Origin of the sequence: Magnetovibrio blakemorei (genome assembly GCF_001746755.1) — a bacterium.
GTDB lineage: Bacteria > Pseudomonadota > Alphaproteobacteria > Rhodospirillales > Magnetovibrionaceae > Magnetovibrio > Magnetovibrio blakemorei.
This window is the reverse complement of the sequence record NZ_MCGG01000005.1, coordinates 1-20,161: the sequence shown is the minus strand read 5'-3', so window position 1 is coordinate 20,161 and position 20,161 is coordinate 1. Positions and strand designations below refer to the sequence as shown.

Below are 20,161 nucleotides of genomic sequence, written 5' to 3'. Positions count from 1 at the left end.
TAAGGTTTGTCAGCAGATTACTTATTGGCTTCTTTCTGGTGATGTTGTTACTGGCACCCCATAAGCCTCACGCGCAAGAGACAACATCACACAAACCAAGGATTGTATATCTCGTATCTGACTTCCGCATCCCTTTTTGGGACATCATGTGGCGCGGCATCAAGTCGTAAAAATGAGCCCGCCGGCACTGGACATATCAGCTTTAAAAATCCTTGTGGTGGATGACAACAAGTTCATGCGCTTGACCGTCGTCAGCATACTCAGATCCTTTCATTGTTATGACGTCAGGACCGCTACCGACGGTGCGGATGCGTTTAAGATCATGCAGAACTATCTACCGGATATCATCATCACCGGCTGGAGAATGCTCCCGTTGGATGGAATCGAATTCACCCGTATATTGCGCGCCAAAACTGGCGAGCCTGAGGAAATGATTCCCGTCATCATGATGTCCGCCTATAGCGAGGACATTTATGTAAAGCAGGCGAGAGACGCTGGCGTCAACGAATTTTTAGTAAAGCCGCTGTCGGCCACGAATTTGTATCTACGATTGGTTGAAGTCATCATACATCCTCGACCGTTCGTCCGTTCGAAGAATTTCAAAGGTCCGTGTCGCCACCGACACAATGACTACGCCCGCAACTATCCCTGGGATGCGCGGCGTAGCGACGATAAACTTTTTGATGCAGGTGTGCCCCAAGATCACGATGACCAAACAAAAGATTAGTTATCAGTATGCGCACCGCCGAGCATAAACTTCCTGCGGTTCCCCCCCCTGAGGCTTGCCGGACACCTGCCGATCGTGCCCGTGGCTGGCTCCGAGCTACGGCAGGTGTCCAACAAGCCTTAACAAACCCAGAAGTTTTGCTCCCGCCAACACCGTCCGCGACAGCCCAAAAAACAGCCCTACTACGGGCGCACAACCTTGATATCAAACAACTATAAATCGGTATTTATTGGAAGAGAAAACATAACGATGGCTCCTCCTGTCTTCGCTGGAGCAAAGACCAGATCAGCCTTTAATCGCTTACAAATCTCTGTCGCAATGGCTAGCCCACGTCCCCATCCTTTTTGACCGGTCTCTTTTGCCGATGACGTAACACGCTCGCCGTTCCTTATCTTCATCAAAAAATTAGCGGGGATGCCCTTTCCCGTGTCGCGGATGACAAAAATCAATGTCCTGCCACCTTGACCAATTTCGCCATGAATATCAATTGAACCGCCAGTTGGCGTAAACTTGATAGCATTGCTGACCAAGTTCGACAGCACTTGCTCAACTAAGATCGGATCAGTTAGAAGTTTTGGGAACCCATTTTGAAAACTGCTCTTTAGTATGATGCCTCGGCTCTTTGCCTGCTCTTTAAATGTCGACACAACACCATCTGCAAGTTTCGACATATGTACGACTTCCAGGCGTACTGACTGTTCGCCTGTCACGGCATCATCTAGAACACGTTCGCATATCTTGAGAAGTCGCTTTGTGGAGGTTTCTATGGTATCACTGTATTCCCTGATTTTTGACAAATCACCCCCTCCATCAAACTCTGTCCTGATCAAATGGGAATATCCAATCATTGCATTTAGGGGCGAGCCAATTTCGTGAGCGAAGTCACGGAGACGATTTTTGAATTCATCTTCAGTAGTGTTTTCGCTTTTCTTGTTCATGAACAGAACTCACTGCTATTGTAACCTCACGAATTATGAACCTCTAGCATACAATTTATCCTGCAAACTAACCAGAGGTTTAGGCACCCACAGAATGAATCACCCAAACCGCCGAAACAAGTTAAATGACGGCTTCGGGTCCAAAACAGAACTTTTGCCCCTGCCAATATCACGTCCGCTTCGCTGCGAGCACCGGACATATGAATATGATATTTCTACAAAACCATCATCAACCGCCAAGTTCTAAGCTTTCCAGCACCCGATTTCGGGGAGACTGCCCAAACTTGTGATGTGACTCTACCCATACGATGAAAAAATCACATGGGAGCCACTACAATGTCACAGGCCAAAGTCCTAACCGAAGTCGAATTGAAACGTGTGCTCGCGGTTGTCGCGCAACACGGAATTCTGGCCGCACGAAATCGTTTAGCCGTGTTGTTATCGCACTGGGCCGGAATGCGAGCGGGCGAAGTTGCTGCGCTCAAAATTATGGATGTTGTTAATGACGATGGACAAGTCCGTGATCGTATTCATTTGTCCGTTGAACAGACAAAGGGTAAGCGCGGGCGGACCGTATTCATCAACACCAAACTCCAGCGCGAAATCGCCAAATATCTTGAAAACCGCAAATGGGCGGATGAGCGCAAGCCGCTAATCCTCAGTTCAAAAGGCGGACACTTCACGCCGACTAGCATGGTTAATCTGTTCAAGCGAATTTATGTCCAAGCCGGATTGCCCGATTGTCGCAGTCACAGTGGTCGGCGTTCATACCTTACGAACCTTGCCAACAAGGGAGTCAGCGTTTTCGTTCTTCAACAGTTGGCCGGACATCGTTCCATCCAAACCACGCAACGCTACGTCACGGTGAATGAGGACATGATGGTGAAGGCGGCGGAGTTGGCGTGATGAAAGTTCTGCTCAGCAGAACTTTGTCCGTTAAACAGACAAATTCAATGGCGTTAATTAACTTTTCAAAAAAACCTAATTACCGATGTTTTCATCAATAAAAACAGATGCATAAGATTCGCGAAATGTTGCTTAAGCAACATAGGATCCTAGGGCGCCAACAAAAATTATCCTCACACGTTAGGATAATTTTATGCCTTGGGATTGCGCCGAAGTGTCAAATCATTTGACGGTTGCAGATGCTACTTGGCGTGACACAAGTCTACTTGGCGTGACACAAGTTCTGCTCAACAGAACTTTCACATCGACAGATATTTGGTGCGGCTTCAAAAACTCACTTAAGCAACTTTTTTTCTTAAAAGCGAGTAACCATTTGAGAAATAACAAAACATGCCAAAATCAAAATCACAAAAAAAGCGCCGCGACGTCAGCCGCAGGCGCTTTCATTTTGCTCGTTTTCAATGCCCTAATGTTGAGACATTGATGAGACATGCTTTTTTGGTGTCTCACAAGTCATTGATTTTACTAAACAAATTGGCTGGGGAACCTGGACTCGAACCAGGATTGACGGTGTCAGAGACCGCTGTCCTACCATTGAACGATTCCCCACCAGGGATAGCTCAGTTCAATTGACGCGAACTAAGCTTTAGGCGATGCACATATATTCGTCCAAGCGCGCAAAGGCAAGAGCCGATTTCGGCCCTTTTTTGCCATATGATCTGCTAGAGCCCCCTTCTTTTGCTGTAAACGCAGCACTTAAGTGCGTTGCAGGCTTTGCACCTCAGGCACGGACGCGCTATGGTGCGCCACAACAAAACCATGCGTCAGATATGGATATAACATGACGAACACAATACCGGCTCGTGACCAGATGAACAGCGAGCTTTTTACCAAGTCTGCCACGGCCTACGCTGCCATTGATCTGGGCACCAACAATTGTCGGATGCTGATGGCGCGGCCGTTCAAAGGCGGATTTCGCATCGTTGATAGTTTTTCGCGCATTGTTCGCTTGGGCGAAGGCGTCGCCGCACAAGGTCGTTTGTCCGAAGACGCCATCAAACGCACCATCGGCGCGCTGAAGGTCTGCCACGCCAAAATCAAGGCGGGCGGAGCCCGGCGTATCCGCTCAGTCGCGACCGAAGCGTGTCGTCGGGCCGAAAATGGGGCCGAGTTTCTGGCGCGGGTCAAAGAAGAAACCTGCCTCGACTTGGAAACCATCAGCCCACAAGTCGAAGCGGAATTAACACTCACCGGCTGCGCCCCTCTTTTGGACGTTCATCGCCCACATGCCTTGGTGTTCGACATTGGCGGCGGCAGCACCGAAGTGGTGTGGATTGACGCCACCCACCCGGGCGGTCCGGTGGCGCGCGATGTCATTTCCCTGCCCCACGGCGTGGTCACGCTGACCGAAGATTTTGATGGTCGCACCGACACGGGCGAACAATACGAAGACATCGTCGATCTGATCGACAGCAGCTTAAGCGCCTTTGACCAACGCAACGCCATCAGCCAAGCGGTGGCCAAGGGACAAGTGCAAATGCTCGGCACCTCGGGTACAGTCACCACATTGGGCGCGATGCACTTGCAGCTCAGCCGTTATGACCGCTCAAAGGTGGATGGTTTGTCGTTGCGCTTCAGCGACATTTGCGATGTGGTCAACCATCTGGGCACCTTGGACCATGAACAACGCCTGCAACACCCGTGCATCGGGCCACGGCGCGGCGACTTGATTATGGCGGGCTGCGCGGTTCTCGACGCCGTATGCCGCCGCTGGCCGGTGGGAAGCCTTATGGTGGCCGACCGCGGCATTCGCGAAGGCATCTTGATGAACTTGATGATTGAGGACGGACTGAGCATCTCCGACGCCACCGCCAACAACTACCCCAACCATCCCCAAAGGGACGAACAGGAATGACCAAGCCCCCACGCGGCTTCAAACCCAGCAAGCGCAACATCGGCGACAGCTCGCTGCGCATGAAGCACGAAAAAGTGAAAACCGCGCGCGGGCGCAAAATCTCGTCCAAGCTGTGGCTGGAACGCCAATTAAACGACCCTTACGTGCTGGAAGCGCGCCGCCAAGGCTTTCGCTCGCGCGCCGCGTTTAAATTGCTGGAATTGAATGAAAAACTCAATTTTCTTAAATCCGGCGCCCGAGTGGTGGACTTGGGTGCGGCCCCCGGCGGCTGGTGCCAAGTCGCCGCTCACGTGGTGCTGAAGGGCAAAAACGGCCACTTGGGCAAAGTCATCGGCCTGGACATTCAGGAAATGGAAGAGATGCCCGATGTGACCCTCTTTCACCAAGATTTTACCGAACCCGAAGCCCCCGACTTGCTCAAAGCAGCCCTGGGCGGCGAAGCCGACATCGTGTTGAGTGACATGGCCGCGCCCGCCACCGGGCACACGGCCACCGACCACATCCGCATCATGGGCCTGTGTGAAATGGCCCTCGACTTCGCCATCGAAGTGCTCAGCCCCGGCGGGCTATTCTTGGCCAAAGTCCTGCAAGGCGGAACCGAGGGCGAAATGCTCACGTCGATGAAAAAACACTTCAAAACCGTCAAACACATCAAACCGCCCGCCTCCCGATCCGATTCCGCCGAAATGTACGTGATCGCGATTGGGTTTAAGGGGCGGGGTAAAGACAACGACCAAGAAGACTGAGTGGATCAACCTTGGTTGTGCCTCACTTCCAAACAAAAAAGCGGAGGATTAATCCTCCGCCTTTTTTTTGGGTTTGTTTTTTTCCTCAACGCTAAAGCGGAAGCGGCCGTAGAGCACGCAGCCTTTCATGCCCGGGTCACATTTGGGCATGGTGTTGCCGTCATCGTCTTCTTCTTCGCCGATAACGGCTTTCATGCTGACGCGCTTGCATCGTCCCCGCAGTTCATGAGGACAGCCCCATCCGCTCATCTGGACCTCAGCTCTGGCCTTTACGGTTTTTCGACGGCGTTGCCGTCTTTGATCCACTTGGTGATGCCGCTGGAGACGTTGTAAATTTTCTTGTAGCCCACTTGGTCAGCCAGCGCCTGGGACAAGACCGAGCTGCGGCTGCCGGTGCGACAAATCAAGATCACTTCGTCTTCCATCCCTGCAACGGCTTTAAAACCGGGAACAAACGGTTTGTCCAACGTGCCGCGTTCGTTAAAGGCGGTGATCAGGTGCGAGCCTTTGATGACGCCGGTTTGGTCCCATTCTTCTTTACGACGAACGTCAACCAGCGGCACGCCACGCGCCAACAGGGCCTTCAGCTCTTCGTTGTCAATGTTGGTGTAGTTGGGCAAGGTCACGCCCATCAGTTCAACAGCGAACTTCAGCGTGGCGTTCGGCGGAATGGCACCGGGAGCCCCTTGTGCGCCGTAGGCCAGCTCGGGCGGAATAACCAATTCGCGCTTGCCGCCCACTTTCATGCCTTGCAAACCCATCTCCCAGCCGGGAATGACTTGGCCTGCACCTAAGGTAAAGGCGATCGGCTCACCCCGGTCGACGCTGGAATCAAACTTGGTGCCATCCATCAGCCAGCCCGTGTAGTGCACCAATACTTTTGCGTTGATCACGGCGGTTTCACCGGTGCCGACTTCCACTTCTTTCACATCGACCTTCACATCGGTGTTTGCGGCTAAGGGCTCGGCACTGACCGAGGTGCTGAACGGCGCGCTGAACAGGGTCGCCATGGCCATAAAGGCAAAAGTGGAACGAAGGATATTTGAAATGTGCATCGGAGTGTCCTGATCTGTGTACAGCCACACGGGCATAATTAAGCCTGATATAGCGCCAAAAATGAGGCCAGACAATGACAACTTCCCGGCAAAATACGGCCCCTTCCAAAAGCCCGGCGCAAGAGTAAGCTCTTGATGGAGAAGGTTGGAGTTGATCTAATGGACTTTGACACGCGTTACCTTTGCATAGGAGCTTTCCGATGATGGCGATCCGTTATGGTTTTATCGCTTTAATATCAGGGTTTTGTCTTGGCATTTCCGGACAAGTGCTCGCGGCGGAAAAATACGTCGCCATCACCCAAATTGTTGAGCACCCCGCATTGGACGCGGTACGAGAAGGCGTCAAGGAAGTCTTGTCCGAAGCCGGATACGTGGAGGGCAAGGGCCTAAAGTGGTCTTATGAAAGCGCCCAAGGCAACGCCGCCACAGCCGCCCAAATCGCCAAAAAGTTTGTCGGTGACGAACCCGATGTGATCGTCGCCATCGCCACGCCATCGGCCCAGACGATGGTCTCCACCACCAAGTCCATCCCCATCGTGTTCAGCGCCGTAACGGACCCGGTTGGGGCCAAATTGGTTTCCGACGCGACCCATCCCGGCGGAAACGTCACCGGCGTCACCGACATGACGCCAATTGCCGCCCACATGGCGCTGGTCAAGCGCGTGGTGCCGACAGCCACGCGTCTGGGGGTGATTTCCAACCCCGGTGAATCCAACTCGGTGACGCTGGTTGCCCTGATTGAAGCCGAGGCCCCCAAACAGGGCCTGAGCGTCGTCAATGCCGCCGCCACCAAGTCCGGCGATGTGTTGGCGGCGGCGCGGTCCTTGGTGGGCAAAGTTGATGTTATTTACGTACCCACCGACAACACCGTCATTTCGGCGTTTGAAGCGGTCGTCAAGGTCGGCAACGAAGCCTCCATCCCGGTGCTGGCGGGCGACACGGATTCCGTCAAACGCGGCGCCGTCGCGGCGGCGGGCTTCAACTACTACGACGTCGGACGTCAGACCGGACACATGGTGGTGAGCATTTTGCAAGGCTCCAACCCCGGCGACATGGCCGTCGAAGGGGTCGCCAAAACCGAACTTTATGTCAACTTGAAAGCCGCCAAGGCCCAAGGCGTGACCCTGTCGGATGATTTGATCAACGAAGCCAAAGACGTGATCCGCTAGGAGCAAACGTTCCATGAGCACATTTGCCTTACTGGGTGCCATAGAGGTTGGATTGCTGTTCGCCTTGGTGGCGCTTGGCGTTTACCTGTCGTTTCGCGTCCTGCAGTTTCCCGATCTGACCGTGGACGGCAGCTTTCCGCTCGGCGCTGCTGTATGCGCCAGCCTCATCGTCACCGGAGTCAATCCGTATCTGGCCACTCTGGCGGCTGCTCTGGCCGGGGCGGGCGCAGGGATGGTGACGGCATGGCTCAATGTGCGCTTGAAAATCCTCCACCTGCTGGCCTCGATCCTCACCATGATCGCGTTGTATTCCATCAACTTGCGCATCATGGGGCGGCCCAATGTCGCCCTGTTGGGGGAAACGACGGTGTTTTCGCCCTTGGACACTTTGGACCTGCCCACCTATGTGGCGTTGCCCATCGCGCTGGCGGTGCTGGTGGTGGTGGTGAAATTGGCGCTTGATTGGTTTTTAAATTCCGAAGTCGGGCTGGCGATGCGCGCCACCGGGGTGAACCCCCGCATGGCCCGCGCCCAGGGCATCAACACCGAACATTACATCCTTGGCGGCATGGCGCTGAGCAATGCCTTGGTGGCGCTGGCCGGGGCTTTGTTTGCGCAAAGCCAAGGGGCCGCCGACGTGACGCTCGGCGTCGGCGTGATCGTCGTCGGACTGGCCGCAGTCATTGGCGGCGAGGCGATCATGAACACCCGCGCCGTGTGGCGGGCGACCTTGGCCTGCATCATGGGTTCGATCATCTATCGCTTGGCCGTCGCGGCGGCGCTCAACACCGACATGTTGGGGTTGAAGGCGCAAGATTTGAACCTGATCACCGCAGTCCTGGTGACCCTGGCCATGGTGTTGCCCGGTGTGCGCATGCCGTTTCGCAGCAAAACGAAGGGGGCGAGCGACACATGATCAAAGTCAACCAACTCGCCGTCACCTTCAATCGCGGCACGCCCATGGAAACCCCGGCTATGCGGGGGATTGATCTGAATGTGCCCGAGGGCGATTTTGTCACCGTGATCGGCTCCAACGGGGCCGGGAAAAGCACTTTTCTCAACGCCTTGGCCGGTGAGCTGCGTCCCGATAGCGGCACCATCCTCATCGACGATCAAGATGTGACATCCTGGCCCACCGCCAAACGCGCCGGATTGGTGGCTCGGGTGTTTCAAGACCCCTTGGGCGGCAGCTGTGCCGATTTGACCATTGAAGAAAACCTGGCCCTGGCCAATGCACGGGGGAAACGCAGAAGCCTGGGCGGGTCCGTGGGCAGCCGTTTACGTGATGAATTTAAAGCCAAAATAGCGCACCTGAACCTAGGCTTGGAAAACCGCCTTGGCGACCGCATGGATCTGTTGTCGGGGGGGCAACGCCAAGCCGTCAGCCTGCTGATGGCGGCCATGCAGCCGATGAAAATTCTCCTGCTGGATGAACACACGGCGGCGCTGGACCCCAAAACGGCGGCTTTTGTCCTGAAATTGACCCGAGAAATCGTTACTGAGCGCAACCTAACCACCGTGATGGTCACCCATTCCATGCGCCAAGCCCTTGAAATCGGCAACCGAACGGTGATGCTGCATGAAGGCCGGGTGGTGCTGGATGTGCGCGATCAAGAACGCGATGGCCTTCAGATCGAAGACCTGTTGCACATGTTCGAGCGGGTCCGCGGTTCCCAGTTGGACGACGACGCCCTGCTCCTCAGTTAGAGCGCCTGGAATGGAGCTTTAATTATTACGCCAATTATTACGCCCTGGCAGTGGAAACAGACTTGGCAACGGAGCGCTTATCTGTATGATGACGCGCCAACTCATGATACGGAGGCGGCATGCCAATCCTAGAAGCCCTAACGTTCGATGATGTTCTGCTCACCCCAGCGGAATCCGACGTTTTGCCCGCGCAGACGGACACCCGTACGCGGCTCACCAACACCATTCAGTTGGGCATTCCCCTGCTGTCCGCCGCCATGGATACGGTGACGGAAAGCCAGATGGCCATCACCATGGCGCAACGGGGCGGCATGGGCGTGATCCACAAAAACTTAACCCCCGAAGAGCAAGCCGCTGAAGTCCGCAAGGTCAAAAAATTCGAAGCCGGCATGGTCGCCGACCCGGTGACCATTTCGCCCAACGCCACGTTGGCGGAAATCATGGCGTTGAAAGAACAATTCGGCTTTTCCGGCATTCCCGTGGTTGAAGACGGCAGCAAAAAACTGGTTGGCATCATCACCAACAGAGACGTCCGTTTTGCCCAGGACCCCTCGCAAAAAGTCGGTGAGCTGATGACCAAAGAAGTCGTCACCGTCAAAAACGGCGCAGAGCGCGAAGAAGCCATGCGTTTGCTGCACCAGCATCGCATCGAAAAATTGCTGGTGGTGGACGACAATGACCGCTGTATCGGCCTCATCACCGTCAACGACATCCAAAAAGATCAAGAATACCCCAACGCGTGCAAAGACGGCCAAGGCAGCCTGCGTGTTGCAGCCGCCACGGGCGTCGGCGAAGCCGGAATTTTCCGCGCCCAAGCCTTGATCGCAGCGGGCGTTGACCTGTTGGTGATCGACACCGCCCACGGCCATTCCAAGGGCGTTGCGGACGCGGTGCGGGCCATCAAATCCATCTCCAACACGGTGCAGATCATGGCAGGCAACATCGCCACGCCGGAAGCCGCCGAGGCCCTTATCTCAGCGGGTGCGGACGTGGTGAAGGTCGGCATCGGCCCCGGAACCATCTGCACCACGCGCATGGTGGCAGGTGTCGGCGTGCCGCAGCTTTCCGCCATTATGGAAACGGCCGTGGCGTGCAAAAAGCACAACATTCCGCTGGTCGCCGACGGTGGTATCAAATATTCGGGCGACATTGCCAAAGCCATCGCGGCTGGTGCCAGCTGCGTAATGATGGGTTCGGTCTTTGCCGGAACCGAAGAAAGCCCCGGCGAAGTGTTCTTGTATCAGGGTCGGTCTTACAAATCCTACCGCGGCATGGGCTCCATGGGGGCCATGGCCAAAGGCTCCGCGGATCGGTATTTCCAAGGCGACGTTCAAGACAGCCTGAAACTGGTCCCCGAAGGCATTGAAGGCCGGGTGGCGTACAAAGGCCCGGTGGGCACAGTGATCCACCAAATGGTCGGCGGTTTGCGCGCCTCCATGGGCTACACCGGATCACGCACCATTCCCGACCTGCAAAAGCGCGCGGTGTTCCGCCGCATCACCGGAGCAGGCCTGCGCGAAAGTCATGTGCACGATGTGACCATCACCCGTGAGGCTCCGAACTATCGTTCGGAGAGCTAAGAAGCTCTCCTTTTTTGAATAGCCCCTCAAACGCCGGGCGCGGTCTCCGACCGCTTGGCTTACGCGCAGACGCGCGGCGCACACTTGTGCTTGCCTCACCCGCAGACGCGGGATCGGATTGAGGCTATGGAGTCATCTCATGCTACCTGCTGCCAGAACTGAAGCCGCCATCTACCTGTTGGAAAAAATCACCGATGAACGCCGCCCCGCCGACGACATTGTGCGCGCCTGGTTTCAGGCGCGGCGCTTTGTCGGTTCCAAGGACCGCCGCGCCATTCGTGAACGGGTTTATGGGGTGTTGCGCTCTTTGACCCGTCTCGATTGGCATTTGGGTGAAGCCACCAAGTCCGCACGCTCGCGCGTGATGGCGGCCATCGTGTTGGAAGGCGGCGACGTGGCGGCCAATTTTGACGGCTCCCCCCACGGTCCCAAGCCGTTGGAAGATGGCGAAAAACTGCTGGCCGATGCACTGGATGGCAAACAGCTCGACGATCCCGCCATGCCCGGTTATGTGCAGGTGGAACTGCCCGAATGGCTGGCCGATAAACTCAAAGCCGTATATGGCGGAACCTTCATGGCGGAAATGATGGCGTTGAACCGCCCCGCGCCGATGGATTTGCGCGTCGCGCTCGGTCGGGTATCGCGCGATCAAGCGAAAAAGGCCCTGGCCAAGGGCGGCATTAAAACCGAATTGACGAAGCTCTCGCCCATGGGTCTGCGTTTGGAAGCCCACACCGACATCGGGCGCACCACCACCTTTCGCAAAGGCTTCATCGAAATCCAAGACGAAGGCTCACAACTGCTGAGCCTGTTGGTCGGGGCAAAAGCCAATATGCAGGTGCTCGATTACTGCGCGGGCGCCGGCGGCAAGACACTCGCCATCGCCGATCGCATGGGGCTGACGGACGGCATGTCCAAGGGCAAGCTGGTCGCCACCGACATCGAAGCGGCACGCCTGGAACGCATGGACAAGCGCCTCACCCGCGCCAAGCTGAGCGACAAAATCGAACGCCACGTTTTAGGCAGCGACAACACCTGGACGACGGAACATGCGGGCACCTTCGACCGCGTGCTGGTGGACGCCCCGTGCACCGGGTCCGGTACCTGGCGACGTCATCCGGAACAAAAAAAGCGCCTCACCCCGGAACGTTTAGAAGAACTGATGGGCCTGCAACGCGACGTGCTGAACTCTGCTTCTGAGCTGGTCAAACCGGGCGGACGGCTCGTTTACGCCACCTGCTCCGTACTCCAAGAAGAAAACGAACACCCCGTCAAGGCGTTCCTCCTCACCCACACCGATTTCGAAATTGTGCCCATCGCCCAGGTGTGGGGCGAAACGCTCAAAGCCGTCGACTTCCCGATCAAAACCGACGAAGCCCAAGACCCGCCCCAATTCCTCCGCCTGACGCCGCACAGCCACGGTACAGATGGATTTTTTGTCGCCGTGTTGCAGCGTAAGGCCTGACCAACGCCGTCTAAGGCCATCTATTAAAACAAAATCAAATGGCGTATAATTGGATTTAGTGGGCTCAACTCTTGATCGATTGGGAGGTTTGAACCATGACCGTCTCCACACCTGACTCCGACATCCTCTGGACGGACGACTTTCTCATCGGCATTGATGAGCTTGATTTTGAACATCGCCAGCTGTTGGAAGACGTCAACAAGCTGCATCAGGACCTTCTCGCCCATGCCGATTTGGAACGGGTCAAAACCATCCTCGGGCGCATTCACGCGCGCCTGCAAGCGCACTTCGCCCTCGAAGAAAACTTCATGCTGGACAAATTGTACGCCGATTATGCCACGCACAAGGACGAACACGACCAGTTGCTGAACGAATATACCCAGCGCATGGTCAATTACGAAAAAGACCCAACATTGGACAACCGAAAAAGTATGGAACTCACCCTGCGCACCTGGTTGGTTGAGCACATCCTCAGCAACGACAAAAAAATGATCCAGATGATCAAAGCCGTTTCCTGATCGCTATATAGTCCCGCTATATATTGACAATGATAATCATTTGCAATTAATGAGTACTGACTGTATAGCTACAACAGTCTCAGCATCCATGTAGGTGAACCCTTATGAAAATTGATTTTTATACCACCGCCCGGCGCATTCGCAGAAGTCGCACACAAAAACGTCTCGCCCAAAGCTGAAAAGACCTAGACCGAAACGGCATCGTGCCTTTTTTGCCCATCGTCAAAACCAATCCTTGACCTTTGCGCTCGGGTTCTCCAGATTCACTTGATCCGAGGGGCGGCCCCTGTATTTTGGCCTGAGATGTACCCTTTGAACCTGATCCAGGTGATGCTGGCGGAGGGACGGACTTTGGATTTACCCATTCCCGTCCTTTCCCCCATCGCTTAACCCAAAGCGGAGGCCGCCCTTATGGACGTCAAAGTCGACACCAGTTCTATCCATGTCACCACCGGACCCATTCAAGGCTCGGAAAAGTTTTATGTCCAAGGGGAGACGTGTGGGCCGGTGGCGATGCGGCGCATTCCGTTGGAGCCGTCCAGCGGCGAGCCGCCCGTTGTGGTCTATGATCCGTCCGGGCCTTACACCGACGCAAACGTTGAAATCGACATCAACAAGGGCCTCAAGCACCTGCGTGCAGAGTGGATCAAAGCACGCGGCGATGTCGAAGCTTATGACGGGCGCGACGTAAAGCCCGAAGACAATGGCGTGAAAGCCACCGTTCCGGCGTGTCCCGCCGTCAACCTGCGCCCGCTTCGCGGTATAAAAGGGGCTTGTGTTTCTCAGCTGGCCTACGCCAAGCGCGGCATCGTCACACCGGAAATGGAATACGTTGCCATCCGCGAAAACGAAGGCCGCAAAGCAGCGACTGACAAAGCCCGCGACGGTGAAGATTTTGGCGCCTCGGTTCCCGATCACGTCACGCCTGAATTTGTTCGCGACGAGATCGCCCGAGGCCGTGCCGTGCTGCCCGCCAACATCAACCACCCGGAATCGGAACCGATGATTTTGGGGCGCAACTTCCTCACCAAGATCAACGCCAACATCGGCAACTCTGCGGTGACCTCTTCGGTCGGTGAAGAGGTCGACAAAATGGTGTGGTCGGCACGTTGGGGGGCGGACACCGTGATGGACCTCAGCACCGGCAACGACATCCACAACATTCGTGAATGGATTATCCGCAATTCGCCCGTGCCCATCGGCACCGTGCCCATTTATCAAGCTCTGGAAAAAGCCCAAGGTGTCGCCGAAGACCTGACGTGGGAGATGTTCAAAGACACCCTCATCGAACAGGCCGAGCAAGGCGTCGATTATTGGACCATCCACGCGGGCGTGCGTTTGGCGCACATTCCGCTGACCGCCAACCGCACCACCGGGATTGTGTCGCGGGGCGGCTCGATCATGGCCAAGTGGTGCCTGACCTATCACAAAGAAAGCTTCTTGTATGAGCACTTCGAAGACATTTGCGACATCTGCGCCCAGTACGATGTGGGCCTGAGCCTGGGCGACGGTTTGCGTCCCGGTTCCATCGCGGACGCCAACGACGCGGCCCAATTTGCCGAATTGGAAACCTTGGGCGAGCTGCAAAAAATCGCCTTCGCCAAGGACGTGCAGGTCTTTATCGAAGGCCCCGGCCATGTGCCCATGCACAAGATCAAAGAAAACATGGACAAGCAGTTGGAAGTCTGTGGCGAAGCCCCTTTTTACACATTGGGCCCGCTCACCACCGACATCGCACCGGGCTACGACCACATCACGTCGGCCATCGGGGCTGCCATGATCGGCTGGTACGGCTGTGCCATGCTCTGTTACGTGACGCCCAAAGAACACTTAGGCCTGCCCAATCGCGACGACGTCAAAGTCGGCGTGGTGACCTATAAGCTGGCGGCTCACGCGGCGGATTTGGCCAAGGGCCACCCCGGCGCGCAAATCCGCGACGATGCGGTCAGCCGGGCACGCTTTGAGTTCCGTTGGCGCGACCAATTCCACCTATCGCTTGATCCCGACACGGCGATGGAATACCACGACGAAACCCTGCCCGCCGAAGGGGCCAAACAATCGCACTTCTGTTCCATGTGCGGGCCGAAATTCTGTTCCATGAAAATCAGTCATGAGCTGAAAGACGCGGCGGAAAAAGGCATGGCCGAAAAGTCCGCCGAGTTCGCCGAAAAAGGCCACGAGATTTATCTCAAAAGCGATGCTGCGGAGTAAAACGCCCTGGATTGCTTCGTCCCTGCGGGCCTCGCAATGACAACCGTAATTTCGTCATTGCGAGCGCCACTTGGTGCGCGGCAATCCAGACCCGGCAGCACAGCAGATAGCCTGAATTGCCTATCGCTCCCGGTTTGAATTGGGTTAAGCTGTCCCATCGCATGTCCCCAATGCTGCTGCGGAACCCACATGGAAAATCTCAGCTACGAAGTTTTAGGCTGGCTGTTCGTCGCAGGCCTGACGGGCGGATTCATCGATTCCATTGCTGGCGGCGGCGGGTTGATCTCGGTTCCGGCCCTTTTGATGGCGGGGCTCAATCCGGTGGCGGCGCTGGCCACCAACAAAGCGTCGGCCATGTTTGGCTCGTTCACCGCGACCGTGACCTATGCCCGCAAAGGCCACGTCCATCTTCGCGACATGAAATGGGCGATTGCGTTCACCTTTGTCGGCTCCGCCATCGGCACTTTATTGGTGCAATATTTGGCGTCCGACGTGATGACCCAGGTGATGCCGTTTTTGCTGATCGCGGCGGCGCTGTATTTTTTGTTCGGCCCCAAAGTCGGTGAAGTGGACCGCCACCACTATCTGGAACGCACCCCCTTTTACCTGATTTTTGGGCTGGCGCTGGGCTTTTACGATGGCTTTTTTGGTCCCGGAACGGGCAGTTTCTGGTCGCTGGCGTTTGTCGCCGTGCTGGGCTTTAACCTGCTCAAAGCCACCGCTCACACCAAGGTGGTGAACTTCACGTCGAACTTTGCGTCATTTTTGTTTTTTGCCTTTGCCGGCCACGTGGTGTGGATCCCGGCGGGCGTTATGGCGGTGGGCCAACTGCTGGGCGCACGACTGGGGGCCAACACCGCCATGAAGCACGGCGCCAGCATCATCAAACCCCTGCTGGTGACGGTGTCCTTGATTATCACAGCCAAACTGGTCTACGACGATCCAGACAATATCCTGCACCGTCTGATCGTTGATGTGCTGAGCTAGGGTCCAGACCCTAAAGAAACTTCACCACGTTGTAAGCCACGGGGAAAAACAACACGCCCCACACCACCAACGTGATGACGCGCGGTGGCGTTGCCCCGCGCAAGTAGACGTAAAACCCACCCGCCAGCGTGGTGATCAGGTGTGCCGCCATGATGGGCAAAAAATGCTCCATTAATAATGCTCCATGGATGAAGTCCTTCAAGCGTTGACCATTTTTCAAAATTTAGTCCTGCCGCCCCAACCGTGCCTTGACGAGAGTCAGGCAGCCGGGAGTTGCCTTGTTTGCAGGGCGCGCTACAATCGCCGGACGGATCAGCCTCACCGCAAAGGACACGCCATGCCCGCCGCCCCGTTTGTTGCTCACCTTGACGTCACCAAAACCCTCATCGCCATTGTCCTCACCGCTTTGATGGCAATCGGCGGGCTGATTTTCGCGTGGAATGCGCGGACCAATGCCCAAAGTGCGGGGTGGAACAGCGACACCTTGGTGCCGTTGGGCATTGGTGTGGCGTTGTTTTTCGTCATGGCCACGGTTTCGTTCAAATCCTACACGACCTATCAGAAAGGTCGCAGCGGCCCCATTGTGCGCATTGATCAAAATGGCATTTTCGATGCGCGCCTCGGTCCCAAAACCATTCCCTGGGAGGCCATTGGCGGTGCGGAAATTGTCGATGTGTCCAACGCCAAATTGATCGGCACTGCGGACAACGAGAACTCTCGGCCCAAAGTGATGGAAGTACAGCTCACCGTCACCAATGCCGCCGAATATATGGGCAACAACGGCGTGTTGGAGACCGCCGCCAAGGGCCTCAGCGCCGCCACCGGGTATGACCGCATCAACCTCAGAGCCGATGGACTGGACACTCGGCCCGAGGCCATCCTCAGTGCCATTCAGTCCCACATGAGCAACGTGCAGCAATAAAGCCCTTTCCCCTAGCGAATCTGCGGGCATTGCGCTATGGTCCGAGCCTTATTTTGGACAAACGCGGGGCTTCCATGCACGAGCGCATTCTCATCATCGATTTTGGTTCTCAAGTCACTCAGCTGATCGCGCGCCGGGTGCGTGAATCGGGCGTTTATTCGGAAATTCAGCCCTTTAACGCCGTCACGGTGGAAACCATCAAGGCCTTCAACCCCAAGGGGGTGATTTTGTCCGGCGGTCCGGCATCGGTGACGGGAATCGATACCCCACGCGCGCCCCAGGGCCTGTTCGACTTAGGTCTGCCGGTGTTTGGCATCTGTTACGGTGAGCAGACCATGTGCGCGCAACTGGGCGGCAGCGTCGAAGAAGGCGACCACCGTGAATTCGGCCGCGCCTTCGTCGATGTCACGGGCGATTGTGAATTGTTCAAAGGCGTTTGGGCCGTAGGTGCCAAAGAACAGGTGTGGATGAGCCACGGCGACAAAATCAACGCCATTCCCGAAGGCTTCCGTACCGTCGCGGTCAGCTCAGGTTCACCGTTCGCCGCCATCGCCAACGATGAAAAGAAATTTTACGGCGTCCAGTTTCACCCCGAAGTGATGCACACGCCTCACGGCGCGCAGCTGATCCATAACTTCACCCACCGGGTCTGCGGGTGCACCGGCGATTGGACCATGGGCAAATTTCGCGAAGAAGAAATCGCCAAGGTTCGCAAGCAAGTGGGCACGGGTCGGGTGATTTGCGGGCTTTCCGGCGGGGTCGACAGCTCGGTCGTCGCCGTTCTGCTGCATGAAGCCATCGGCGACCAGCTGACCTGCGTGTTCGTCGATACCGGCATGATGCGCAAAGGCGAAGCCGAAGAAGTGGTCACCATGTTCCGTGATCACTACAACATCAAACTGGTGCACAGAGATGCGGCGGACATGTTCATCAACAAGTTGGACGGCGTGTCCGATCCGGAAAAAAAGCGCAAAATCATCGGCGCCACCTTCATCGACGTGTTCGAAGAAGAAGCCCGCAACGTGGGCGGTGCGGACTTCTTGGCCCAGGGCACATTGTATCCCGACGTCATCGAATCCGTTTCGTTCACCGGCGGCCCCAGCGTCACCATAAAATCGCACCACAACGTCGGTGGTCTACCCGATCGCATGAACATGAAGCTGATCGAACCGCTGCGCGAATTGTTCAAGGACGAAGTGCGCATCCTGGGCCGTGAACTGGGCTTGCCTGAACACTTCGTCGGTCGCCACCCGTTCCCGGGACCGGGCCTGGCCATCCGCCTGCCTGGCGGCGTCACCCGCGAAAAGCTGGAAATTTTGCGCAACGCCGATGTGGTGTATCTGGAAGAAATCCGCAACGCCGGGCTTTATGATGCCATCTGGCAGGCTTTCACGGTGCTGCTGCCGGTGCAAAGCGTCGGCGTCATGGGCGATGCCCGCACCTACGACTACGTCTGTGCGCTGCGCGCCGTCACCTCCACCGACGGCATGACGGCGGACTTCTATCATTTCGACATGGAATTTTTGGCCCGCGTCAGCAATCGCATTATCAACGAGGTCAAAGGCATCAACCGGGTGACCTACGACATCACGTCCAAGCCGCCGGGGACCATTGAGTGGGAGTAGTTTTTAATAGTTAAGTTATTGATATATAACGATTATGATCTCACTTAAATCTTACACAGTTCATTGACTTTGCTGGCTTTTGCACGTAATGTTGCTTAAGATGTTACACACATTAAGCACTACTGCGGACAATAGCCTTTGCCAAGCATCACAGTTAAAAAGAAAACTTATAAGGAAAATGAAATTCCCATATTTGATGGGGAAGCTGTCTTATATTTGGTGAAAGACACTTGGTATTTCAGGTGCTGGATTAAGGGCGAAGGAAAATACGCCCGCAAAAGCTTACGCACGAAAAGCAGGGAAATGGCTACTGAGCGTGGCAAACAAGAATTTTACCAGCTGCAAACTGATTTAAATGCAGGCAGAAAATTTTTTAGCATTGATACTAAACAAGCTATCCAAAGCTATTTGGACTACCGCAAAAACGACGTAATTGAAGATACACTTGAGGCACGTAGCACACAGGGTGGCATTGTCATTGGACGTTACAACACGATTAACACGCATTTAAATCACTTCCTTGCCTATATTGGCAAAGACACAAAGGTTAGGGATTTACGTGAATTTGATTTAGAACGCTATGTGTTGTTTAGGCGCAAAAATGGCATAAGCGACATTACGATTCGGCAAGAAATTTCAACGATTAACTCTGCTATGTCCTACATCTATGACAGGCTAAAGCAGACAGATTTTCGCAATTTCGTTATACCTCAAACCTTAAAGCACGTTACAAAATCCAAAAACAAAGCTGATACGCAAAAAATCAAACGCCAAACATTTACACGTGATGAATGGCAAGCGTTTTACGTTGCAATGCGCAAATACACAAACGACTGCAGTGTTGAACGTTGCGCTGAGGATTTAGATGCTAGAGAACGGCAGTTAGTAAGACACTTTTGCTTGTTTGGAGCAAACAGTGGAATGCGAACAGGTGAGCAGTTCAATTTGCTTTGGAAAAATGTGCGTGTTGAGAAACAAAGACTTAACGATGTAACGCTTGATGTCGCAATTGTTTTGGTTGATTACGGCACGAGCAAGAAGCGTTTAGAAACACGTGAATTTTGGTGTAGAGGTGGCGAATACATAACACGATGGAAAGAATTAGCGCAGCATAACGATGAAAATAGTTATGTTTTTAGTGTTGACGGTACAAAGCGTTTTCCAAAAACTAATTTCCATCGTCACTGGAATGCCATGCTTGAATTGGCTGAAATTGATGAAAGCCGCAAAGAACATATTGTTCCATACAGCTTACGACACTTTTGCATCACAAGACGTGTTGTAGCAGGACTGACATTTACAGATATTGCTCAAAATGTTGGAACAAGCGTAGCAGAAATTGAACGCACATATAATCACATACAGAATGAAACACGTGCGAAATTTGCACACGCACGAGTAAAAACTGCTGATGGCATTACAATGCCAATTATTGATGAAACATTTTAGTAGCGCATTTAAGATGCTTTGGTGATGATTTGCAAAGAAAGATAATCGTTATGCAGATGGGAACGAGCGAGCAGATGATACAGCGCCATTATGGGCACGATGAAATTATGGACTATGAAGATGAACTGCGTGGGGAATGATGGGACGTTGTTATGGCTGGGGAACTGGACAAAGCACTGGCTATGGCGAAGAAAGAACGGATGGCGACGTTGCGAAAAGGCTGATACGGAAAAACGACTAT

The 20,161-nt window shown here is 54.8% G+C and carries 20 protein-coding genes, 1 tRNA gene and 1 riboswitch; of the genes, 15 read left to right on the top strand and 6 right to left on the bottom strand.

Going from position 1 to position 20,161, the window contains the following annotated elements; all coding sequences use genetic code 11:
- Positions 1–148: 148 nt before the first annotated feature.
- The gene (locus BEN30_RS01075; RefSeq protein WP_139134785.1) at positions 149–727 is read left to right on the top strand and encodes a response regulator; all 579 of its coding nucleotides are present in this window, start codon (positions 149–151) and stop codon (positions 725–727) included.
- 212 nt (positions 728–939) lie between these two features.
- Here the strand turns inward: BEN30_RS01075 and BEN30_RS01070 are convergent, their stop codons facing one another.
- The gene (locus BEN30_RS01070) at positions 940–1,665 is read right to left on the bottom strand and encodes a sensor histidine kinase (protein WP_069956490.1); all 726 of its coding nucleotides are present in this window, start codon (positions 1,663–1,665) and stop codon (positions 940–942) included.
- A gap of 336 nt (positions 1,666–2,001) precedes the next feature.
- On the opposite strand from BEN30_RS01070, the gene BEN30_RS01065 reads away from it, so the two are divergent.
- Positions 2,002–2,571 (top strand): tyrosine-type recombinase/integrase, encoded by a 570-nt coding sequence (locus tag BEN30_RS01065; protein ID WP_069956489.1) that lies wholly within the window; start codon positions 2,002–2,004, stop codon positions 2,569–2,571.
- 535 nt (positions 2,572–3,106) lie between these two features.
- Here BEN30_RS01065 and BEN30_RS01060 read toward each other — a convergent pair.
- Positions 3,107–3,180: transfer RNA gene (locus BEN30_RS01060), tRNA-Gln, on the bottom strand.
- 232 nt (positions 3,181–3,412) lie between these two features.
- On the opposite strand from BEN30_RS01060, the gene BEN30_RS01055 reads away from it, so the two are divergent.
- Both BEN30_RS01055 and BEN30_RS01050 read left to right on the top strand, forming a co-directional pair.
- The gene (locus BEN30_RS01055) at positions 3,413–4,486 is read left to right on the top strand and encodes a Ppx/GppA phosphatase family protein (RefSeq protein WP_084004885.1); all 1,074 of its coding nucleotides are present in this window, start codon (positions 3,413–3,415) and stop codon (positions 4,484–4,486) included.
- Complete coding sequence (locus BEN30_RS01050; protein ID WP_084004884.1) at positions 4,483–5,232, top strand: RlmE family RNA methyltransferase; 750 nt, start codon at positions 4,483–4,485, stop codon at positions 5,230–5,232. The genes BEN30_RS01055 and BEN30_RS01050 overlap by 4 nt, the downstream gene beginning before the upstream one ends.
- Positions 5,233–5,280: 48 nt before the next feature.
- On the opposite strand, the gene BEN30_RS17640 is transcribed toward BEN30_RS01050, so the two are convergent.
- Together BEN30_RS17640 and BEN30_RS01045 are read right to left on the bottom strand one after the other, a co-directional pair.
- On the bottom strand, positions 5,281–5,427 hold the full coding sequence (locus BEN30_RS17640; protein ID WP_211563233.1) for a hypothetical protein: 147 nt from the start codon (positions 5,425–5,427) through the stop codon (positions 5,281–5,283).
- A 74-nt stretch (positions 5,428–5,501) separates the two neighbouring features.
- Entirely contained in the window at positions 5,502–6,287 is a 786-nt protein-coding gene (locus BEN30_RS01045; RefSeq protein ID WP_170826920.1) for an FKBP-type peptidyl-prolyl cis-trans isomerase, read from the bottom strand.
- 200 nt (positions 6,288–6,487) lie between these two features.
- On the opposite strand from BEN30_RS01045, the gene BEN30_RS01040 reads away from it, so the two are divergent.
- From BEN30_RS01040 to BEN30_RS01005, 8 genes are all read left to right on the top strand, one after another.
- A complete protein-coding gene (locus tag BEN30_RS01040) occupies positions 6,488–7,456 on the top strand; it encodes an ABC transporter substrate-binding protein (RefSeq protein WP_069956487.1) in 969 nt (322 codons plus the stop codon).
- A 13-nt stretch (positions 7,457–7,469) separates the two neighbouring features.
- Positions 7,470–8,372, top strand: coding sequence for an ABC transporter permease (locus tag BEN30_RS01035; RefSeq protein ID WP_069956486.1), 903 nt, complete (start codon positions 7,470–7,472; stop codon positions 8,370–8,372).
- A complete protein-coding gene (locus BEN30_RS01030) occupies positions 8,369–9,163 on the top strand; it encodes an ABC transporter ATP-binding protein (RefSeq protein WP_069956485.1) in 795 nt (264 codons plus the stop codon). Before BEN30_RS01035 ends, BEN30_RS01030 begins: the two co-directional genes overlap by 4 nt.
- Positions 9,164–9,282: 119 nt before the next feature.
- Entirely contained in the window at positions 9,283–10,743 is a 1,461-nt protein-coding gene (guaB, locus tag BEN30_RS01025; protein WP_069956484.1) for an IMP dehydrogenase, read from the top strand.
- Positions 10,744–10,882: 139 nt separating this feature from the next.
- Positions 10,883–12,208: an RsmB/NOP family class I SAM-dependent RNA methyltransferase gene (locus BEN30_RS01020; RefSeq protein WP_069956483.1), complete on the top strand. Its 1,326-nt coding sequence runs from the start codon at positions 10,883–10,885 to the stop codon at positions 12,206–12,208.
- A gap of 95 nt (positions 12,209–12,303) precedes the next feature.
- On the top strand, positions 12,304–12,726 hold the full coding sequence (locus BEN30_RS01015; RefSeq protein ID WP_069956482.1) for a bacteriohemerythrin: 423 nt from the start codon (positions 12,304–12,306) through the stop codon (positions 12,724–12,726).
- 265 nt (positions 12,727–12,991) lie between these two features.
- A riboswitch (TPP riboswitch) is annotated at positions 12,992–13,088 on the top strand.
- A gap of 49 nt (positions 13,089–13,137) precedes the next feature.
- On the top strand, positions 13,138–14,937 hold the full coding sequence (gene thiC / locus BEN30_RS01010; protein WP_069956481.1) for a phosphomethylpyrimidine synthase ThiC: 1,800 nt from the start codon (positions 13,138–13,140) through the stop codon (positions 14,935–14,937).
- Positions 14,938–15,126: 189 nt separating this feature from the next.
- Positions 15,127–15,924: a TSUP family transporter gene (locus BEN30_RS01005; protein ID WP_069956480.1), complete on the top strand. Its 798-nt coding sequence runs from the start codon at positions 15,127–15,129 to the stop codon at positions 15,922–15,924.
- Positions 15,925–15,934: 10 nt separating this feature from the next.
- On the opposite strand, the gene BEN30_RS18510 is transcribed toward BEN30_RS01005, so the two are convergent.
- Entirely contained in the window at positions 15,935–16,096 is a 162-nt protein-coding gene (locus tag BEN30_RS18510) for a hypothetical protein (RefSeq protein ID WP_170826919.1), read from the bottom strand.
- Between the two features lie 165 nt (positions 16,097–16,261).
- Between BEN30_RS18510 and BEN30_RS01000 the strand changes: the two genes are divergently transcribed.
- The 3 genes from BEN30_RS01000 to BEN30_RS00990 all read left to right on the top strand — a co-directional run bounded on the left by BEN30_RS01000 (position 16,262) and on the right by BEN30_RS00990 (position 19,920).
- The gene (locus BEN30_RS01000) at positions 16,262–16,846 is read left to right on the top strand and encodes an STM3941 family protein (protein WP_139134784.1); all 585 of its coding nucleotides are present in this window, start codon (positions 16,262–16,264) and stop codon (positions 16,844–16,846) included.
- A gap of 74 nt (positions 16,847–16,920) precedes the next feature.
- Positions 16,921–18,471 (top strand): glutamine-hydrolyzing GMP synthase, encoded by a 1,551-nt coding sequence (guaA, locus tag BEN30_RS00995; protein ID WP_069956478.1) that lies wholly within the window; start codon positions 16,921–16,923, stop codon positions 18,469–18,471.
- A 138-nt stretch (positions 18,472–18,609) separates the two neighbouring features.
- Complete coding sequence (locus BEN30_RS00990) at positions 18,610–19,920, top strand: tyrosine-type recombinase/integrase (RefSeq protein ID WP_069956477.1); 1,311 nt, start codon at positions 18,610–18,612, stop codon at positions 19,918–19,920.
- 8 nt (positions 19,921–19,928) lie between these two features.
- Here BEN30_RS00990 and BEN30_RS18765 read toward each other — a convergent pair.
- A partial coding sequence (locus BEN30_RS18765) for a hypothetical protein (protein ID WP_211563232.1) occupies positions 19,929–20,161 on the bottom strand: 233 nt, incomplete at its 5' end.

Excerpts from the sequence above, each read along its gene's own strand:
- BEN30_RS01070 (WP_069956490.1), bottom strand. The coding sequence starts at position 1,665 with ATGAACAAGAAAAGCGAAAACACTACTGAAGATGAATTCAAAAATCGT.
- BEN30_RS01065 (WP_069956489.1), top strand. The coding sequence starts at position 2,002 with ATGTCACAGGCCAAAGTCCTAACCGAAGTCGAATTGAAACGTGTGCTC.
- BEN30_RS01055 (WP_084004885.1), top strand. The coding sequence starts at position 3,413 with ATGACGAACACAATACCGGCTCGTGACCAGATGAACAGCGAGCTTTTT.
- BEN30_RS01050 (WP_084004884.1), top strand. The coding sequence starts at position 4,483 with ATGACCAAGCCCCCACGCGGCTTCAAACCCAGCAAGCGCAACATCGGC.
- BEN30_RS17640 (WP_211563233.1), bottom strand. The coding sequence starts at position 5,427 with ATGAAAGCCGTTATCGGCGAAGAAGAAGACGATGACGGCAACACCATG.
- BEN30_RS01045 (WP_170826920.1), bottom strand. The coding sequence starts at position 6,287 with ATGCACATTTCAAATATCCTTCGTTCCACTTTTGCCTTTATGGCCATG.
- BEN30_RS01040 (WP_069956487.1), top strand. The coding sequence starts at position 6,488 with ATGATGGCGATCCGTTATGGTTTTATCGCTTTAATATCAGGGTTTTGT.
- BEN30_RS01035 (WP_069956486.1), top strand. The coding sequence starts at position 7,470 with ATGAGCACATTTGCCTTACTGGGTGCCATAGAGGTTGGATTGCTGTTC.
- BEN30_RS01030 (WP_069956485.1), top strand. The coding sequence starts at position 8,369 with ATGATCAAAGTCAACCAACTCGCCGTCACCTTCAATCGCGGCACGCCC.
- guaB (WP_069956484.1), top strand. The coding sequence starts at position 9,283 with ATGCCAATCCTAGAAGCCCTAACGTTCGATGATGTTCTGCTCACCCCA.
- BEN30_RS01020 (WP_069956483.1), top strand. The coding sequence starts at position 10,883 with ATGCTACCTGCTGCCAGAACTGAAGCCGCCATCTACCTGTTGGAAAAA.
- BEN30_RS01015 (WP_069956482.1), top strand. The coding sequence starts at position 12,304 with ATGACCGTCTCCACACCTGACTCCGACATCCTCTGGACGGACGACTTT.
- thiC (WP_069956481.1), top strand. The coding sequence starts at position 13,138 with ATGGACGTCAAAGTCGACACCAGTTCTATCCATGTCACCACCGGACCC.
- BEN30_RS01005 (WP_069956480.1), top strand. The coding sequence starts at position 15,127 with ATGGAAAATCTCAGCTACGAAGTTTTAGGCTGGCTGTTCGTCGCAGGC.
- BEN30_RS18510 (WP_170826919.1), bottom strand. The coding sequence starts at position 16,096 with ATGGAGCATTTTTTGCCCATCATGGCGGCACACCTGATCACCACGCTG.
- BEN30_RS01000 (WP_139134784.1), top strand. The coding sequence starts at position 16,262 with ATGCCCGCCGCCCCGTTTGTTGCTCACCTTGACGTCACCAAAACCCTC.
- guaA (WP_069956478.1), top strand. The coding sequence starts at position 16,921 with ATGCACGAGCGCATTCTCATCATCGATTTTGGTTCTCAAGTCACTCAG.